15 protein-coding genes are annotated in these 17,599 nt (G+C 58.3%); 4 read left to right on the top strand and 11 right to left on the bottom strand.

The features are described 5' to 3' along the window. Positions 1 to 2: 2 nt before the first annotated feature. Positions 3 to 941 (top strand): NAD-dependent epimerase/dehydratase family protein, encoded by a 939-nt coding sequence (locus tag IPM54_45260; protein MBK9266973.1) that lies wholly within the window; start codon positions 3 to 5, stop codon positions 939 to 941. On the opposite strand, the gene IPM54_45255 is transcribed toward IPM54_45260, so the two are convergent. The 5 genes from IPM54_45255 to IPM54_45235 form a co-directional block, all read right to left on the bottom strand. Then, entirely contained in the window at positions 938 to 2,953 is a 2,016-nt protein-coding gene (locus tag IPM54_45255) for a sulfatase-like hydrolase/transferase (GenBank protein MBK9266972.1), read from the bottom strand. The two genes, IPM54_45260 and IPM54_45255, sit on opposite strands and share 4 nt — an antisense overlap. Before the next feature lie 20 nt (positions 2,954 to 2,973). After that, positions 2,974 to 3,708: a glycosyltransferase family 2 protein gene (locus tag IPM54_45250; protein MBK9266971.1), complete on the bottom strand. Its 735-nt coding sequence runs from the start codon at positions 3,706 to 3,708 to the stop codon at positions 2,974 to 2,976. A 39-nt stretch (positions 3,709 to 3,747) separates the two neighbouring features. After that, on the bottom strand, positions 3,748 to 4,791 hold the full coding sequence (locus IPM54_45245; protein MBK9266970.1) for a class I SAM-dependent methyltransferase: 1,044 nt from the start codon (positions 4,789 to 4,791) through the stop codon (positions 3,748 to 3,750). Between the two features lie 9 nt (positions 4,792 to 4,800). Beyond that, positions 4,801 to 6,447, bottom strand: coding sequence for an asparagine synthase (glutamine-hydrolyzing) (gene asnB, locus IPM54_45240; GenBank protein MBK9266969.1), 1,647 nt, complete (start codon positions 6,445 to 6,447; stop codon positions 4,801 to 4,803). Positions 6,448 to 6,594: 147 nt separating this feature from the next. Beyond that, entirely contained in the window at positions 6,595 to 7,437 is an 843-nt protein-coding gene (locus IPM54_45235) for a class I SAM-dependent methyltransferase (protein MBK9266968.1), read from the bottom strand. 189 nt (positions 7,438 to 7,626) lie between these two features. Here IPM54_45235 and IPM54_45230 point away from each other — a divergent pair, with 189 nt between their 5' ends. Further along, positions 7,627 to 9,294, top strand: a complete 1,668-nt coding sequence (locus IPM54_45230) for a hypothetical protein (protein MBK9266967.1) — start codon at positions 7,627 to 7,629, stop codon at positions 9,292 to 9,294. A gap of 44 nt (positions 9,295 to 9,338) precedes the next feature. On the opposite strand, the gene IPM54_45225 is transcribed toward IPM54_45230, so the two are convergent. Further along, positions 9,339 to 10,247: a hypothetical protein gene (locus IPM54_45225; protein ID MBK9266966.1), complete on the bottom strand. Its 909-nt coding sequence runs from the start codon at positions 10,245 to 10,247 to the stop codon at positions 9,339 to 9,341. Positions 10,248 to 10,256: 9 nt separating this feature from the next. Between IPM54_45225 and IPM54_45220 the strand changes: the two genes are divergently transcribed. Beyond that, positions 10,257 to 11,465 carry a hypothetical protein gene (locus tag IPM54_45220; protein MBK9266965.1) on the top strand — a complete coding sequence of 403 codons (1,209 nt, stop codon included), beginning with the start codon at positions 10,257 to 10,259 and terminating at the stop codon, positions 11,463 to 11,465. 380 nt (positions 11,466 to 11,845) lie between these two features. On the opposite strand, the gene IPM54_45215 is transcribed toward IPM54_45220, so the two are convergent. The 4 genes from IPM54_45215 to IPM54_45200 form a co-directional block, all read right to left on the bottom strand. Further along, positions 11,846 to 12,577: an ankyrin repeat domain-containing protein gene (locus tag IPM54_45215; GenBank protein ID MBK9266964.1), complete on the bottom strand. Its 732-nt coding sequence runs from the start codon at positions 12,575 to 12,577 to the stop codon at positions 11,846 to 11,848. Positions 12,578 to 12,584: 7 nt separating this feature from the next. After that, positions 12,585 to 12,827: a hypothetical protein gene (locus IPM54_45210; GenBank protein ID MBK9266963.1), complete on the bottom strand. Its 243-nt coding sequence runs from the start codon at positions 12,825 to 12,827 to the stop codon at positions 12,585 to 12,587. A 2-nt stretch (positions 12,828 to 12,829) separates the two neighbouring features. Further along, complete coding sequence (locus IPM54_45205) at positions 12,830 to 13,522, bottom strand: hypothetical protein (protein ID MBK9266962.1); 693 nt, start codon at positions 13,520 to 13,522, stop codon at positions 12,830 to 12,832. Positions 13,523 to 13,899: 377 nt separating this feature from the next. Continuing rightward, the gene (locus IPM54_45200; GenBank protein MBK9266961.1) at positions 13,900 to 14,115 is read right to left on the bottom strand and encodes a hypothetical protein; all 216 of its coding nucleotides are present in this window, start codon (positions 14,113 to 14,115) and stop codon (positions 13,900 to 13,902) included. A gap of 118 nt (positions 14,116 to 14,233) precedes the next feature. Here IPM54_45200 and IPM54_45195 point away from each other — a divergent pair, with 118 nt between their 5' ends. Further along, positions 14,234 to 14,746: a hypothetical protein gene (locus IPM54_45195; protein ID MBK9266960.1), complete on the top strand. Its 513-nt coding sequence runs from the start codon at positions 14,234 to 14,236 to the stop codon at positions 14,744 to 14,746. Positions 14,747 to 14,870: 124 nt separating this feature from the next. Here the strand turns inward: IPM54_45195 and IPM54_45190 are convergent, their stop codons facing one another. After that, entirely contained in the window at positions 14,871 to 17,579 is a 2,709-nt protein-coding gene (locus IPM54_45190; GenBank protein MBK9266959.1) for a hypothetical protein, read from the bottom strand. Positions 17,580 to 17,599: the final 20 nt, after the last annotated feature.

Below are 17,599 nucleotides of genomic sequence, written 5' to 3'. Positions count from 1 at the left end.
TCATGCGATGTCTCGTCACGGGCGCAGCGGGGTTTGTCGGTTCGCATCTTTCCGAGCGGCTCGTTTCGCTTGGGCACGACGTCGTCGGCGTGGATCGATTCAGCGATTATTATCCGCGATCCTACAAAGAGTCCAATCTCTCGAATTTGCTCGATAGTCCCAAATTCCAATTGGAAGAGCGGGATTTGGCTACGTACGACATTGCAGCGCTGCTCGATGGATGTGAAATCGTTTTTCATCAGGCGGCGCAGGCGGGCGTACGCGCGAGCTGGGGGAAAACGTTCGAATCGTATTTGCAGGACAATGTATTATCGACGCAGCGTCTTTTGGAAGCGGCTCGAGGGCATCGGACGGTGCGAAAAGTCGTTTATGCGTCGTCGTCGTCCGTGTATGGCGACACGAATGACTTGCCGATGCGCGAGACGAGCGGGACGCATCCGCATTCTCCGTATGGAGTGACGAAGCTCGCGGCGGAGCATTTGTGCGAGCTTTATCGGCGCAATTTTGGTTTGCCCACGGTATCGTTGCGGTATTTTACCGTGTATGGGCCGAGGCAACGTCCCGACATGGCATTTCACAAATTCATCGAAGCGACGCTCGATGGAAAAAGCATTCCCGTCTTCGGTGATGGTGAGCAAACGAGGGATTTTACGTTCATTGACGACATCGTTCAAGCGAACGTCGATGCGGGATTCGGGAAAGCGGAAGGCGTGTTCAACGTGGGTGGTGGGTCGCGCGTGACGCTGAACGAGGTATTGAAGGTGATCGGGGACCTCGCGGGCACCGTGCGTATCGATCGCCGGCCGAACGAAGCGGGCGACGTGACGCATACGTGGGCGGACGTGAGCGCGGCGCAGAATGCATTCGGTTACGCGCCGCGTGTGCCCTTGCGCGAAGGATTGGGGCTGCAAGTGGCGTGGCATTTGGCGCGGAGGAGCTAACGGCGATACGGCGTTGCATACCCCGTCTTCCTGAACGTATGCACTTCGTAAAATTGTCGCAATAGCGATAGCGGCTCCGAAAGCCGTTCCGGATCATCCGCCAATGTGTATTCTTCCGCTGGATCGGCCCGTAAATCGAAAAGCTCCACCGTGTGCTTCCGATTGTCCACGATGACCTTGCGTCCGTCGGGCAATATCAGCGCTTGTTTCAGTCGCGCTTCCGCAAGAATGGGCCTGTCGAGCTTTGGGGTTTGTCCCCAAATGAACGGCACGAGACTCTGTCCCATGTAACGCCCAGGCGTCGGAAGTCCGAAAAGGTCGAGGATCGTCGGCGCCAAGTCCACGAGCGAAACCGGTTCTTCGACGGTTCGTACCGCCAAACCCGGACGCCATATCAAAAGCGGCACGCGCAAGAGCTCGTCATACACCGTCGCTGCATGCATCAGCATGCCATGTTCGCCGAATGCTTCGCCGTGATCTGCCGTGACGATCACCATTGCGCGGCGCCACAGTCCCGACAAATGCAAATGACGTAACAAGCGGCCGAGCTGCGCATCCACCAATTCGAGCTCGCCAATGTAATTTTCGTATCTCGATTCAGTTTGACGACCCCGGTCGTAGGGCGCGTGAGCATCGAAAAAGTGGACGTACAAGAAAAGCGGGTCAGCCTTCGCATTCGATAGCCGGTCGAGCGCTGCGTCCATGAGCAATGCGGCGGGCGTGTATTGCATGCGTCCCGTCCGTACGCGCGTCGCTTCGGAGAAACCACGCAGCACGCCGTATTCGGGCATGAGCCCTTCGCCGCCGATGAACGTCGTCGTGATGACCCCCGCGCGCGTCAATTCTTCTTGCAAACGCGGCGTATCGTCCTCGGGCGGAACAATCGAACCTTTGTGAACCGTCCAGTATTGCTGCGAATAATACGCACTCGAAAAGATGGCCGACAGGCTCGGGACCGTGCTCGATGCCGCCGAGCGTGCATTGGCAAAAGAAAGACCCGTTTGGCGCAGCAACGAAAGCGTTGGCAACGACTTGTCATGATTCGCCGACATGATCACATCGGCCCGCAAGCAATCGATCGTCACGAGTATGACGAGCGGATTCATCGAGAAGACCCGCGGTTCCGTTGGTAAAACCGCCTGCTTGTCCTTTCGATCCTCAAAAAACGGGCGCATGTTTGCAGGAATGTCTGCTTTTCGTAATGGCGTCGGCTCGTGGAAAAAACCAAGAAGAAAATGCGCCAGCAAATTCCCATCGGTGCGCACGAGCTCCATGGCGACCGAGGGCGATGGAGCCACGACCAGCGAAATGCTCGACCAAAGAGCAACGACGGCAAGCAAAGCTCGCTCGAGCGACGGGCGACCCACGCGTGCGATGGTTTGTCCAATCTTTTTCGGGAAAACTGCTCCCGTGAGCGATGCCGCAACGAGTGTCGTTCCTGCGAGCACCAAAAAGAAATGCACGCCGTGATAATCACGCAGCAGAACGAGCTGATGCGTCGCGACGATGCTGCCTCCAGCCAGTATACCTACCCAGCGCAAGTATGGCCTCGCAAGCACGCGCCCGAGCGCCCACGTAATGGCGATGCCCAGGGCCGAAGCCGCAATCAATGCCATGACGAGCGCTTTCATTGCCGCCGCGCCATGCATTCCGGCCATTCGACCACTGAAATTCGATACATCCTGGGGCAGGACGAACGCACCTACGGCACATGCAGCAAGAAATACCGCGCTGAATGAAGCAATGAATCGACGCGTACGAAAACGTCGAAAAACGCCACGAAGACCCACGGATACGAGCGCGAGAAGCACAAAGTGCCCCGTCTCGAAGACGTGCTGCAAGATGCGGGTTTCGATACGCGGGGGAAGGGGAATGTAGAAGGCTACGTCGAAGATCTGCATCGCGGCGACGACGAGCCAGGTCGTGAAAATGGCGAATTCGGCCGAGCAAACCGTAAATCCGGCCTCGCGGTCGGAATTCGGTGCCTGGGGATTGCCGACCGGATCGGCCATGGGTAGCTACGCTTGGAAGTTTACGAACGACGGCGATGGCGGGGATCGGTCAACGTTTCCACGCGGAATTTGGCTAGTTCCCATACGATGCGCGTGACTACGCGCACGGGAAAATCAGCGAGAAACGATTGCCCAGCGTGGCGCTGCTCGAACGGCGTATCGACCTCGGCAATCGTGAATTTACGCACGCCTGCGGCTGCCCCAATGAAGCTTTGAAAGTATCGATAACGATACTTGTGATCCAATATCGAGCGAAATACTTCCTTGCGACAAAGGATGAAGCCCGATTTGCTGTCCTTGAGGTGCGTCCCGAATGTCACGTTGAGCATCAAGTTGAGCCCGCGGCTGAAAAGCAACCGGTGTTTTTCGAGCCCATCCGGATGCCGAACGGCCTGCACGATGTCCACCTGCTCGCGCTTGTACGTCTCCCATAATCGCTGAATGTCTTCCGGGCGGTTTTGCAAGTCGGAATCGATGAGGCAAATGACGTCGGCCCTCGCATGGTCGAGGCCGCTTCGCCAGCCGCCTTCGATGCCGCGGTTCTTCACGTGGCGCACGCCCCGCACCTCGGGATGCGCCTTCATGGCTTCGCTGATGCAATCCCACGTGCGGTCCTTGCTGCCGTCGTCGATCAATACGAGCTCGCCACGAATGCCCATGCTGGCAAACGTCGCCAAAGCTCGGCGCACGAGGACATCGACGTTGCCCTCTTCATTGTAGCAAGGTGCAATGACCGATAACTCGACGTCTGCCATGATTCATTCCAAGGTTGATGCGCTCGTCCATCGATTGGCTTACGCGGATTTCTTTGCCAGCGTGCTGATGCCCGATTCCTGCACGTCGACGTGCTGAATTTCGAGGCCAAGCTCGGCACACCATTGCTTCACTTCTTCCAGCGTATGCCGGTGCGCGTGCAGCGGGTGATACCAATCGAAATTGGTGATCACGTTGGCGTCCCAATCCATCGTGTCGTTCCAGTAGCACTTGAACATGTTCCAGTAAATGAAACGCTGGATGTCCTGCTTGCCGGCTTTGATGCCCAAAATCGGAATGTCTTCGGGCACGTCCACGGTGACCTTGAGGTCCGAAAGGGCTTTGCCGAGTTTCGTGATGGCCTCGGAAACCTTCATGCATTCTTCGGGCGACATGTGCACCGTTTGGGCGCGAATGTGATCGTCGCAGAATTCACGCACGGGGCCTTTTTTCTTGTACACGTAAAACGCAATATGACCACCCGGAGCGAGGCGCGTCACGAGATGCCCGAGCGACGTGCGCGTATTCGGCGTGTGGTGAATGACTTGATCGCAGCCGATGAAATCGAAGAAGTTTTCGGGGAAAGGCAGGCGCGTCAAGTCGGCCTGGACCAGGTGCAGCGACGGCAAATGCCCGATGTCCCGATACGCATTGCGAATGCCGTAACTGATGTCGATGCCGAACACCGTGGCTTTCGAATTGCGTACGTACATCTCTGCGTCACGACCATGCGCCGTGCCCGCGTCGAGAATGTTCTTTTTGCCCTCGAGCAGCTTCGCCAGGTTTTCCTCGGTGCCGAATCCATAACGATCGAGATACCACTTGACGTAATGGCCTTCGGTCGTCTTGCGGTAATGTTTCGCCTTTTCCCATTTCCAGGAAAAACTCTCGACCGTCTCCTTTTGCCCCTCGGCAAACTTGTCTTCGCGCACCATGCCGGGAACGCCACCGGAAATCCGGTATTCCGCCCCCGATTCGGACTTCAAAATGCCGGCATCGATTTCATCGCCATCGGGCGCATTCGTCAAGCTGAGGCGCTCGCCCGAGTCGGGGTCACGCAAGAACGAAACGAGGCTTCGCTTCATGAGATTCCATTACCTGTGTGAGGGATGATGCGCTTGGGCCAATTGCTTCAAGCATTCGCCCAAAAGGACGTGGTTCCAATCTTTGCGATCGAAGGCGTTGCTGTTGAAGAGCCACTGATTCACCGGAGCCGGAAGACCATGCTTGATCGTACGCTTGGTAATGCCGAGGTCCGGTCCGACGAGCTCTTTCAAGGTCTGCCGCAATAACCATTTTCCGTGACCATCGCGGTACTTCAGACCATCCGACAATTTCGTCGAAAACTCGATGATGCGGTAATCGAGGAAGGGATTTCGCACTTCGAGCGAATTTCCCATGCTCAACCGATCGGCCATCACGAGCAAAGGCTGCATGAACACCATCGTTTCGATGGCGCTCAAGTTCTGGCCGAACGAACGATCCTCGCGCCAAAGAGGCGTGAAAAATTCGATGAGCTCGTGCACGCCAGACAAACCTTGACGACTTGCCATACGACAAAAACGCTCGACATCCGTGCCAAAGTAACGCTTGCAAAGCGTACCGTACGGCCCTTTGAAGTCACCTTCGAGCGCCGCGACTTCGCGAAGCAGCAGCTCGTTACGGTAATACCCGTTGAAGAGCTCGTCCGAACCTTCACCCGAAATCGCTACGACAAACCCATCACGACGCGCTTGTCTCGCCAAACAGAAGAGCGGCAACACGCTGAAGCTGCCCACCGGAAACTCGATGTGCCGGGCAAGATCCGAGAACGTCTCGAGAAAGTCATCGCGCGTGGGCGTGATGATGCGCGCCTCGAAGCCGCGCTTCTTCGCAAACTCGAACACCAAGTCCCGCTCGTTGATCTTGTCGATGAACTCCTCGAACTGCACCGTGTACGTCACGTCGAGCCCCAAGACCGCTTGGATCAGCGACGAGTCGATGCCGCCGGACAGAAAGATCGTCACGGGCACATCGGCCACCTTGCGAATCTTGCAAGCATCCTCGAACAGCTCGAGGAACTGACGGATGGCCGCTCGTTCATCGACGATTTCCGGTGCAGTCACCGGGAACGACCACCACGTCTTGTGTTCGAGCTGGTTTGTCGCGGGACGGTACCGAAGGTACTCGCCGGGACGAACGCTCTTCACGTTGCGGAAAGGCGTGTGTTCGTCGAAGTAGAACTCGAGTGCGCGGCAGATGGGAACTTCGCCGAAGTCGAGATCGCGGATGGCCTTCAGCTCGGACGCGAAGCCGAGTCCCCTTGGGCCATGCGAGTAGAAAAGCGGCTTTTTGCCCACGCGATCACGCGCCAAGAAGAGTTGGTCGTCGTGCCAAATCGCCAGGGCAAACATGCCGTTGAAGCGCTGAAGACACGCCGGTCCCCACGTCAAGTACGCGCAAAGCACGACCTCGGTGTCCGTCTCGGTCGTGAACGTTTGGCCTTTGGCTTCGAGCTCGCTGCGGATCTGTCGCCAGTTGTAGATCTCGCCGTTGAACGTGATCGTCGCGCCATCGCGCTGAAAAGGCGTGGGGATGTCGTCCTTGCAGACGACCGACAAGCGAGTTTGGCCGATGAGGATGGGCGCGCCGTCGGATGCGTAGAGCAGCACTTGGCCGGTCTGGTTGGGCCCACGATGGCGAAGCAGCTTCGCCGCGTCCTCGCTGACGAGGTCAGGGGAGCCGCCGAAGATGCCGCACATGATACGCTCCGAGATTGTCCGCAGGGTGCTGCGAACAGTGCAAATGCAGAAGGGAACCCAGCCCGAAACGCCAAAGTGCGCCGGGCTCGGGTAGATAGCGCGTCAGGTTCGAGGTCGTCAATGCCGTTCCAAGCACATGCGGGACGTTCAGCGACGCCTGGCGATCGCGAGGATCGACGTGCCGAGCGGGAGGGGTGCGCGTTCGAGCCAAAGACGCTCGGCAGAGAGCACGCCGAGCATCACGCGGTTGAGCGGCTCGATGTTCTTCGATTCTGTCAAGTCCGCGATTCCACGAGCTTTTTCGCCGCCTGCGATCGCATCCTTCAACGTGCGAACGCCTTTCATGCCGAGCGCTGCGAAGAAGAGCGGACCGAAAAAATACGTCGACTGAACGACTTCGAATCCGGTGCGATGAAGCAAATCCGTAAGACCTTCACGCGTGTAACGACGCTTGTGCTTCTCGACGTCATCCCACGGTGACCAGAGCAGTTGGAACGCGGGCACCGTGACCATCACGAAGCCGCCATCGGCTTCGGCGAGCGCATCGCGCACGTGTTCGAGCGTGCCGTAATCATCGGGCAGGTGTTCGATGACGTCGAAGAGCATGATGCCGGACCAGCTTTTCAAGGGCAGGCCGCGCGTCACGTCCATGCGCAGAAAGCGCCGTTCTCGAGCGACGCTACCAAGCTTGTCGTGCGCTCGCTTGGCCGCGATATCGAGCGCTGCGCCGTAGACGTCCGAGTAGTCGACGCGGTAGCCGTGTTCGTTGAGGTGCGTGGCGACGGTGCCGATGCCGCATCCGAGCTCGACGAGCGGGCCGCATGTTTCGGGAGAAGCGAATCGCCTGAGTTGGTCGAGGATGATGCCGCGTCGATGCACGTGCCAGTAATGGGTCTCTTCGATTCCCGCACGCAGCGCGAATTCTTCGCCGTCGAAATAATCGCGGCCAGCATCGTTCGAGCTGCCCAACAAATCCTCGTAGCTTGACACGCGAAAGCTCCTATCAGCACAGTTACGTTACGTGGTTCGAGGAAGACGAACTCCTCATCGAAACAGGCGTTGCGACGGGTGCGAGAAACGGACGAGGCCTGTCATTTTTTCGGGCGCGCGTCACGTCCGAAAGAGTATAAGCAGGCGGCTCGGCTTGGAATTCGCACGATCTGCTCACAGAGGAAACCCGTGTCTCGACTTCAAAGCTCACTCGGTCGTGTCCGCGATGCGATAACCCGCCAGTTCAGCCGGGAATCGTTGTCGGCAGTGCTGCACGTGCTCGTGCTGCTCGCGCTCGTTACGGCCGTAAGACCTTTGTTTTCTGCACCGATTGGGACGCAGCATTACGAAGCGAGCTCCATCGTTCTGAGTCTCGTCAAATCGGACATTGCTCTGATTCAGCAAGCGGCAACGCGCAATCGAGCGGCGATTCCCGAAATCTTATTTCTCCTGGTTCCGACGCTCTTTTTCGTTTTCTCGAAGCGTAAATTGCGATGGTCGGATTGGACGCACGGGGAATCTTTCCGTGTCCTGGTCATCGGTGTGCTCGCTATCGTGACGTGGTCAGGGGCGACGTTCGAATACAACAATTATTTGCAACGCGGGCACGTCTTCGATCGATTGCTGCTCGTGGGCTTTTTGGCATTGAGCTGGCGTACGCCGCTGGCCGTGCCGTTCGCAACACGCCTCGGGATCCTGCTCGTGCGCGAAGCGTACGTGCCCATCAATTTGGATGATTTCGAATTCCGTACGGTCACGGAGCTTTTGACGATTTTTTCGGTGTTCATCTGGGCATCGGCCAGGCGTTCATTTCAACCGTGGCACGTGCTCGTCGTCGGGATCGGATCGTGGGCTTCGTATTATTACATCGCGGGCGTGGCGAAGTGGATTTACGGGCCGCAGTATAGCTGGCTGCTCGAGGATCGATTGACGAACCTCGCGCTCGCGTCGCACATGCGCGGGTGGCTACCATTCATCAGCGATGAAACCTTCAATGGGTTGATCGGGCGTTTTCGACCGTATGACGTGTCGCTCTCCGTGTTCACGCTCATCGTCGAGTTTGGCGCACTCGTTGCGTTCTTTCTGCACCGGAAAGTTGCACGGCTCTGGTTTTTCCTGTGTTTCTGCCTGAATTTCGGCATCTTTACACTGACCGGCGTCTGCTTCTGGAAGTGGATGCTCGTCAATTGGGTATTCATCTACTGGACGGGGCGAACGGGTACGCCCATTCTCGATAAATTTTACAGCCACAAGCTCGCCCTGATGCTCGGGGTCGCGACGGTGTTTTATTCGGGCAATCGGATTTGGTACAATCCGCAGACGCACGTCGTTTGGTACGATACGCAATTCCTCGAGCAATACGACATCATGGTGGTGGGCAAGAGCGGCGAGAAGTACGTCGTGGATCCGAATTATTTTGCTCCGCAAGACATGCATTTCGTGCAGGGGGCATTCTGCTACGCGACGGACAACGAGCGAGCCATCACGCATATTTATGGGACGACGGGCAGCTACGAAGTGATGAAGCAGCTCAACGAGTTCACCGATCCCAAGCAAGCGCTGGCGCTCCACCGCCGCGGTCGGATGTGCAGCAATCCAAAGCAGCGCGCGGTGTTCGACGATTACATGAAGCGCCTATTCGGGAACATCAATCGTAACGGTCGCCCGTACGATTGGATTTCGATGCTGGGCGCCCCGCATCATCTTTGGGTCGGGATTCGCGGAAAAGAATACAAGCAGCAGGAAAAAGTGACGCGGCTCGAATTGTGGCGGAGCCTCATGTACGCGCATGGCGGCAAGTACCACGTGCTCGAAAAGAAACTCACGCACAAGATCGATTTACCGAACGCGGATTGAGACAACGGCGCCAGCGTTGACGAGCTCCCGCATCTCGAAAGGACTCAATCGCACAACCACGCGCCCATCACCGCCAAGCCTGCCGCAAAGCGATTTGGGTCGTCGATTGCCATCGTAGCATTGCCAAACCTTGCAAATGCGAGTCGTCCGAAAACGTCGGCACGAATGGCAAACGGGCCGCGGACGAACAATTCGGTTCCAATACGAACATTACCGCCGACCATCAAATGCAATTCGTCATGAATAGGTGATTGTTTCGAATAAAATACCGTCGTCGCCAATCCGCCGCAGAATCGAACGACACCGCGGACCAAACACAACGAACCCACGAGCGGGATGGCGTGTGTGCGAATGGATTCCGACGTCTGCGATGTCCACGACCCCTCGAATTCGACGTGCACATGGGACCATTGGCGCCATGGGGCGTAGCTGAGGAGCATATACGGTCCGCCGCCGAGCCCCGAATGAATGCCCGACCCAATGAGTGCGCCAATGCCGAAAGAGGAGCGATGAAGCGTTGGTGCATGCGTGATGGTTGGCACGGGCGGCGCAGGCGGTGGGGACGTTGGCAAGGGACGTGTGGGCGGCGACGGAGCGGATGGTGGGCACACGGGACAGATGACCGGTTCCTTCGGCGGCGGTGGTTCGAAGGCGCCCAAAAGCTGTGCTGCACTCCGCGCGGCGTCATGCAGCACGAAGTGGCACTCGGCCGCGGCTTCATATTCCGCGTGCCGCTCCGCCACAACGGCGCCTTGGGCATCGACGAGCGACACCTCTGCTCGTTTGCCGCCCGTCGGCGTCCAGCGAATACGCACCACCAACCGACGCTCGGCATTCTCCCGCAACACGCCCTTGGGGACCCATCCGCCCAGAAGCGACGCAAACCCGTCGGCGTCGTTGCACACCTTGGGAGCGCGTGAGGCATCGAAGTCGAGCTGCGTGGGAAGGATCACGGGTGGCTCATGACCGAACGCGGGTTGAGCGGAAAAAACCACGCCCAGCAAGGTCATCGCCAGGGCATGACAAAAAGTGAAAAAATGTTGAGTGAAACGGGTACGCTCGCGCCCTGTACCTGCATGGGCAAACGACCTCCGGATTTCCCTTTTGGTTTGTCGGCCGATCAATTTGCCAAGCTCACGCGAACGATGTTGTCCGTCGCGCGACGGGTGACTCGTCATTCCGGTGCTTCTCCTGAAGACGCCGTGCAGCAGGCGTTCGTCAAGGCATTACTCAAGCCCAGCAACGAACTGCCGTCAATCCAAAATGACAAAAGGTTTGTCGCAAAGATGTGCGAGCTCGTGAAGTACGAGGCCCTGACGATCCGCGCCGCCCAGCGTCGTCGAGCGGAACGCGAGATTGCTGCCGGCACGGATATCGCCGAACTGGCTGGGGTTCCACCGGCCGCCGAGGCCGTGGAGGCGCACAAGATGCTGGATTCCGCCATCATGGCGCTCGATCCAGAGGATCGAGCCTTTCTTCATGCGCTGTACGCTGAAGAAAGCACCATTGCCGACATTGCTCGAGAACAAGACGAACCCTGGTCTACGGTGGACTCACGCAAGAGGCGGCTCTTGGTATTGCTACGTGCGGCCATTCGCGCGACGATTGCCGCGTTGGTACTGGTGCCGAAGCGCGCGCGCGCGTTTGTCGCACACGTCACGCAGCAGGCCCCGCATGTGCTGGTGCACGCAACGCACGTCAGTGGCGCCATGGCGGTGACCGTCGTTTGCGGCGCGCTTTTGCCCACGAGTTCGTCGGCGACCCCCCCTTCAGCCATGCCCGTGGGTTTGACGCCGTACAGCATCCCACAAACGACCACGACGCAAGCGGCAAGTTTGCAGCCAACTATCGTTCCCGAGGTTGCGCCGGAAGAACCGGAAGCCCTTGACACCGCGACAAACCAGTGCTCGGCTACGGTCATGAAGTCCGCCAAAATCTCGAGTTACCTCCAAGCAACCGCACTCCCATTCGCTTTGCTGGTCGCCCCTGCGCTCACCCATGTCGCGTGTGCGGGTGCAGAACAACAAACACCACCCCCACGACAACCCGTCAACGATGACGCGAAAGAGGAACGCCAACGGAAAGAAAGTCACTACCTGACCTATTGCCTCCAGGAACAAGCGCGCGGGGACAAGTGCTTGTCAATGGAAGAGTGGGACGCCCAGCAATAAAACTCATGCCGCTTGCTACCGTGACAACCCAATGCTCGGCTTTGGAGTCGCGAGGCATCCCTATTCCCAATCCGCCTTTTTGAATTTCAAGCCCTGATGGCCCGGAACGGGAATCAGCACCCGCAGCAGCAGCCCGCCGCGTCTACGTTCCGCGATGCTCTTGTACGGTTCGAGGAAAGGATCACGTAATCGGAGTCGTCGTCGTACATGACGTACGGTTCCCAGATGCCCCCGTGCACTTCATTCAAATGCCAATGGCCTCCCGTCACGTGTCTCGCGACTTCGCCCGTATACGCGACAATCGCGGCAAACAAATTGGGAATTTTTAATATCGGGTTCGATGGGCGTCGAAGGCCGGGATCGTTCTCCATTGGATTTCTTTAGGGGTTGGGGTTGGTGGACCCAGGGACGCCCGGATCACCCACCAGGCCATCGTCCAGGATGGGCGTCTCCCGAAGACGGTCCTGGTCGGCGGGATCCTCGGGCAGATCCATGTGCCGGAGATGCTCGAACACCGTCATGCGGTCAATGTCTTCAACATGCGGATCTGCTCCGTGCGCGAGCAGCAGCTTCACCATCTCGACATTGAGCCAGTACGCGGCCAGCCCCAGCGCAGTCATGCCACCGCCCACGGTCTTGTTGATGTTTTTGTTCGCACCGCAGAGGAGGAGGAGCCGGGCCATCTCCAGATACTCTTTCTCTATGCAGAAACGAAGCGGTGAATCACCCTCGTTATCGCGCACGTTGGGGTCTGCGCCGTGAGCGAGCAGCAGCCGCACCGCTTCGATGTGATTCATCCCTACGGCAAGAAAGAGCGGATCCCCTTCGTTGTCCACGTCCCAACCCTTGACTTTTGCGCCATGGCGCAGGAGCAGCACGATGGAGTCGATTGGTCCGGCAGGCTCCGGGCCGTACGGGCCGATGGCTTCGAACGCCTGGAGTTCGCCGATCGCAGCCTGCAATGGGAGTTCTCGGCCGCTGCCGTAGTTGGCATATCGAGACTTGCCATCTTCATTTGGATCCGCGCCGGCGGCAAGAAGCGCCGCCACGCGGTCGACGTCGCGAGTCTGAATGGCATCGAGAAGGGCGTCTTCGGCCATGTCCTTGTCCACCGTAGCCTCAGGCGTCGCCCTCGTGATCGTCGCTGGGCGTCGGAGACGGTGGTTCCAGGTCAGGGTATTCATGGTAAATGGGATACAGAAGCTCCGCCCCGAGCTCGGTGAGAACCTGCGCGACCGCCTTCCTGTGCTCTTGAAGTTGTGCCTCCGTGCCATGGTGCTCCATCAACCAAATCGTGTGCACGAGTAGGCCTGAAGCCTGTTGATAAATGTACGCCAACTGTCGAGCTAATTCTTTGTCCATGACTACATCGCTTTCCAGCATCCCGCAGCTTCACGGCATTGCCTCATACACCTATGAAATAGGTTACCGAAATCTGAGTGCTTCAATTTCGGAAGACAAGTTGTTGGGCACGCTTCATTCACTTTACGACAGCGTTCCCTCTCAGCCTCCTCCGCGGTGATCGGCGGCGCGGTCGTCGTCGTGGTGGGTTTGGCGGTCGTGGTCGCCGCGTGCACCATGAGCTGCACGGTGATCGCGGAAGCACCCACGAGGACGGTCAGCGCGAGCAAACAAGGTGGCGACGCAACGCAAGCCGCAAGCGGTATGGCCGGATTACCCAGCAGCATGCGCGATTCCGGCTGTGCAAGCTCCCGATCGAAATTCTCCGAGCGGTGGCGCAGAAGATCGTCCTGGGTCAGCGAGCGGATCGAGGCAGCTATGCATTGCTCGAGCTCTTCATCGCCGACGCTGGAATCCATGAGCGTTATGGAGTCAACTTGGCCGTTGCTATCGAGCGTCACGTCATACTTGACGATTTGGTCCGCATCTCTGACGTGATGCGTGTGCTCGAAAGCGCACGCTTTGATCGGCGCTGCAACGTGCTCGGGAATGTCCGCGACAGGATGAGCTCCCCCGCATCCTTGAGGCAGGAACGCAAAACCCAATCCCATGGCAAGGCTCAACGACAATGTGAGTCTTTTGATGGTGGGAACCATGGTGCGATTGCACCCGATGCAGTCCTTTGTGGTCAAGGTGAAACCCGCATGTGTTCTGGGTACAACCATCCGGCGTCTGCTTGTGCGTACGCTGATACGCAGATCAACCACGAATCCAACTTCCTGCCGCATTTCCGTTTGCTCACCGAGGGTCCGCCTCGACCAACCTTCACGCGCAACTGGTGGCGCTGCACCGCCCGCATGCACAACCACGTCGGCATAGCAAGCGAAAACCTATGCAAGGCATGCGCACCTGCCGGCGTGCGAGGATACAGGTGCTTACCCGGGGCCGTCAGCCTTACGCGCGACGACCTCGCCGACCCCCTTCGACGAGTTCGTCAGCCAACACGACGACATCGCCAAGCCACTCGGCGAGCTCACCAACGAGCGCGACGGAATCGTCGACCACCCTCGACGATTTCGTCAGCCAACGCGACGACTTCGCCTAGGCCATCGACGAGCTCACCGATCATCCCGACCACATCGCCAAACCACTCGACGATTTCACCAACGAACGCGACGACTTCGTCGACCCACTCGACGATCTCACCAACCAACGCGACGCAATCGTCGACCACCCTCGACGACTTCACCAAGCCCCTCGACGACTTCGTCGCCACTCACCAAGGATTCGCACTGTTGGCAGATACATGTTGACGCCCGTTTCCCGGCATGCAAACGTCCAAAGCACCTTGGAGGAGGAGGTAAATCATGAGCAAAGTCACCGGTGCAGCCTACGGGGGACCGCTGGAAATCTCATTGAAGGATCTCGACGGACACTTGATCGACCTACCCAAAAACGCAATGCAACGTCTTCGTTCAGCACAAGACGGCATTGACGACGTCATCACCGAGCTTGCACAAAGCGTCCCATTGCATGGCGAGGATGCCGGCATCACGTCCAAGGTCTATCAAAGCTTCGTGGACGATACGGCGATCATCGAAAAGCTCGAGGCGGGCGAGAGCGAGCTCGAAAAGCTCCTCGAAGTCGTACGCGAAAGCCGAGCGAGAAAGGTGCACGAGCGCGAAAATACGATTGCCCAAATGGCCGACGCGGCCAAATCGACCGCGCACCGCACTGGCGACAAGAGCATCCTCGCGCCCTTCGAAAAAACCATTCGATACAATTCACAGATTGCTGAAAAAGCCGCGCAAACGCGACGAAAGAATGCCGAATCCAAGGCGGCGGAGGGAAATCCGCCCGATGGCAATGGCACGCCATAAAAACTCGGCAACCCCCAAAGTCGTTTCATTTGCGCGGCGATTCCCGAAATCTGAAAGCGCGACCCGCGCCAGGGGGTGACGCGCGAGCGTCCAAATCCAGGCTCGGATCAAACCGATCGACGCTTTACCGCGCCCGCATCCAAAGCTGCTCGGGGTCCCGCGTTGCAATCTGAACGAACCCTTGCGTCGCTTCCAGCGGCGCTGGCGGCTTGCACTTGCTGTCGGTGACGATGTAATCGGCCTGCGCGATGAACGCTGGAAATTCCTGCGGCTGCGTCGGCATCGGCTGCGTCGCCTTCACGCGCGGAGGCCGCTTGACGACTTGCCGCTCACGCACCGACAAACTCGATAGCTTGTGCAGACCACGCTCGTATTGAGCGCCGCAGCCGAGATAGGCAACGATGTTGTTCGGCGTTCGTTTCGAGGGGGCCGTCGGCATCGAATACAGCGCCCATTCGCCAAACTTCTTGATGAGCTTCGGCTCGCGCTCCATGAACGCGAAAAACTGAATGTCCGCGCCAAGACTGTCGTGATGGGTGCTCTTTTCCACACGGGCAATGATGTGGGTCACCCCGAGCCCGCGAATGCGCTCGTACACCTCGGCGGGGCCCTTCAGCATTTCATAACGATAGGCATACGCGAGGCCCGGTTGGTCGGAAACCACCGTACGCCACAAGCCGAGGCGCGTTTCGTGTTCGTGCAAAAGCACGCGCGCATCCTGGGGCAGCGCTGGGTCGCGACCCATTTCGAAAAGTCTGTCGCCAAAGCCGTAACGTTCTTTGTGTTTTCCCTTCATTCCCTGCGCCAATAGCTCTGCCGTGACGGGGGCAGCGCTATTGCCCGTCATTGCATGGGCAGGAATGAAGTACGCGTCGCCACCCCAAACGATTTGAACGCCCACGAGCATACACGCGAGGGGTTTGGCGCTCCAGTGCGCCTGTCGCCACAAGAGCAGCAACGTCGCGGCGACAGTGCAGACCATCCACGGCAAAAGCGCTTGCAGATAGCGATCTTGATGCAGCGTCCAGTACCAAACGACGACGCCGACGTGTGTCGCGACGAAGAGCGCCCAAATGCGCTTGGTCTTCTTCAAAAATGGCAAAATGAGCGCGCTCAGGGTGAAGAGCGAACCGAAAATGGGTACTTTCCCGTGGAACTTCGCCCAGTCGTGCGGCTGAAAGGAGAACATCACGACGGCTTGGGCTGTTTCGGCGAGTTTTTCGGGCAGGGTGCCTTTGGGTCGCCAATTTTGATGCTGCGTGCCGTCCCAGCCGGCAAATAGCGCGCTCGTGTCCGGCACCCACTTCGGCGACAACATGAAGCGGCTCAGATACGGGAACAATGGATCCCCATAAAAAAACCAATTCTTGAGCCAATGGGGCGTCGTGACCAAGAGGCCCACGACGAGCGCCGTGCCGAGGCCCGCGAAAATCGCACGGAACGTGGGCCTCAGCAAATCGCGACGACGCACGAGCGCACGGCCAAAAAACCACACGACGGCGAAAGCAATGGCCATCAGCGGAAATGCCGCGAGGTACATCGCTTGATATTTCGTCAGCATCGCGGCCGCCAAAAATGTCGCCAATAGGCCAAAATTGCGGGCGGCAAATGCACCGCCGCTCTTGTCCACGTCGAGCGACCGGAGCGACCGAAGCATCATCAGGAAAATGGGAATCGCCCAGAATGCATTGATGTGATCGGCTGCTGCGGACAAGGCTGAATCATAAACGAGCAGACCGGGGAACAAGAAAAACGCAGCCCACGAAAGTCCCGCTTTTGCCTTTGGGACGAGCTTGCGTACGAGCACTGTGACGCTCACGAGCGTCATCAAAAAGATCACGAATTCGAGGTGCGCGGCGCACACGACACGCTCGAACATGTTCATTCCCGGCAGAATGAACGTCCACGTGTAGAGCACGCTCGCAAGATGAGGAATCGCGGCAGGCAGCCACGCTTCTGGAAACGCGCGAATGGCGCCTTCCACGGCGTATTGCTGGGCAAGACCGAGGTGATAGAAATAGGCGTCGTAGGCGATGTTTTTTGCCGAAAGAATGGCAAAATAAATCATCGCGACGCCGGCTGCGCCGAAAAGCAGAATGGGGTAAAGCCACGGCGAAGGTTGCCCCTTCACGCGCGCTCGGGCCGCGCGAAAATGACGCACGCTGCGCCGAACGTGACGCAAAAGCGGCACCGCACCGAGCCCGAATACGACGATGGGCATGACGACGGCAAAAACGTGGCCATAAATTCCAAGAAGGCCGCCGCCGAACATGACGAAATAAAAGAAAATCACGCCGCACGCGAACGACATGATCGTTCGTTCGACGAAGGGCAAGGTTTTCCCTCCAATCGCTTTGACGACGAGGTGCCCGGAACTGGCGGATGCGAGCGCAAAAAGGGAACACCACCCCCAAATCTTCGCATACGTCCAGAAAAGCCAGTTCTTGATCGCGTAATGCTGATTGACTTGAATCAAAAATACGAATATCGCCACGCCCAAGGCCAACAAAAGCAGCGCATTACGCGCCGATGATCCGATTCGGCCGATGAACGACCTCCACTTGCTCGGAGCCTGCGGCAAAGGTGGCGGCGGTGCTGCAGGCAATGGCCCTGCTTCGGCAGAGACGACGTGAAGAGGCGCGAGTGGTATCGTGGGGCTCGCAGCCATCGGCGGCTCGGGCGCCATTGCCGACATCGACGCATCCGCGACAGCCATTTCGGGCTGGGAAACATCCGGCGCGACTTGCAGCGGCGCGGCCTCGGGCGCCGTGGCGCCCTGTTCGGATGGGTTGTCGGAAGAAGGATCTTGCGTGTTTTCCGCCGATTGAGACATCGTTTGCGCCCGAAAAGTGG

The organism is Polyangiaceae bacterium (genome assembly GCA_016715885.1).
In the GTDB taxonomy this organism is placed as follows: domain Bacteria; phylum Myxococcota_A; class Polyangia; order Polyangiales; family Polyangiaceae; genus Polyangium.
This window is presented reverse-complemented; position numbering and strand designations above follow the sequence as displayed.

Coding starts and splice junctions, on each gene's coding strand:
- IPM54_45260 (MBK9266973.1), top strand. CDS start 3: ATGCGATGTCTCGTCACGGGCGCAGCGGGGTTTGTCGGTTCGCATCTT.
- IPM54_45255 (MBK9266972.1), bottom strand. CDS start 2,953: ATGGCCGATCCGGTCGGCAATCCCCAGGCACCGAATTCCGACCGCGAG.
- IPM54_45250 (MBK9266971.1), bottom strand. CDS start 3,708: ATGGCAGACGTCGAGTTATCGGTCATTGCACCTTGCTACAATGAAGAG.
- IPM54_45245 (MBK9266970.1), bottom strand. CDS start 4,791: ATGAAGCGAAGCCTCGTTTCGTTCTTGCGTGACCCCGACTCGGGCGAG.
- asnB (MBK9266969.1), bottom strand. CDS start 6,447: ATGTGCGGCATCTTCGGCGGCTCCCCTGACCTCGTCAGCGAGGACGCG.
- IPM54_45220 (MBK9266965.1), top strand. CDS start 10,257: ATGACCGAACGCGGGTTGAGCGGAAAAAACCACGCCCAGCAAGGTCAT.
- IPM54_45210 (MBK9266963.1), bottom strand. CDS start 12,827: ATGGACAAAGAATTAGCTCGACAGTTGGCGTACATTTATCAACAGGCT.
- IPM54_45205 (MBK9266962.1), bottom strand. CDS start 13,522: ATGGTTCCCACCATCAAAAGACTCACATTGTCGTTGAGCCTTGCCATG.
- IPM54_45195 (MBK9266960.1), top strand. CDS start 14,234: ATGAGCAAAGTCACCGGTGCAGCCTACGGGGGACCGCTGGAAATCTCA.
- IPM54_45190 (MBK9266959.1), bottom strand. CDS start 17,579: ATGTCTCAATCGGCGGAAAACACGCAAGATCCTTCTTCCGACAACCCA.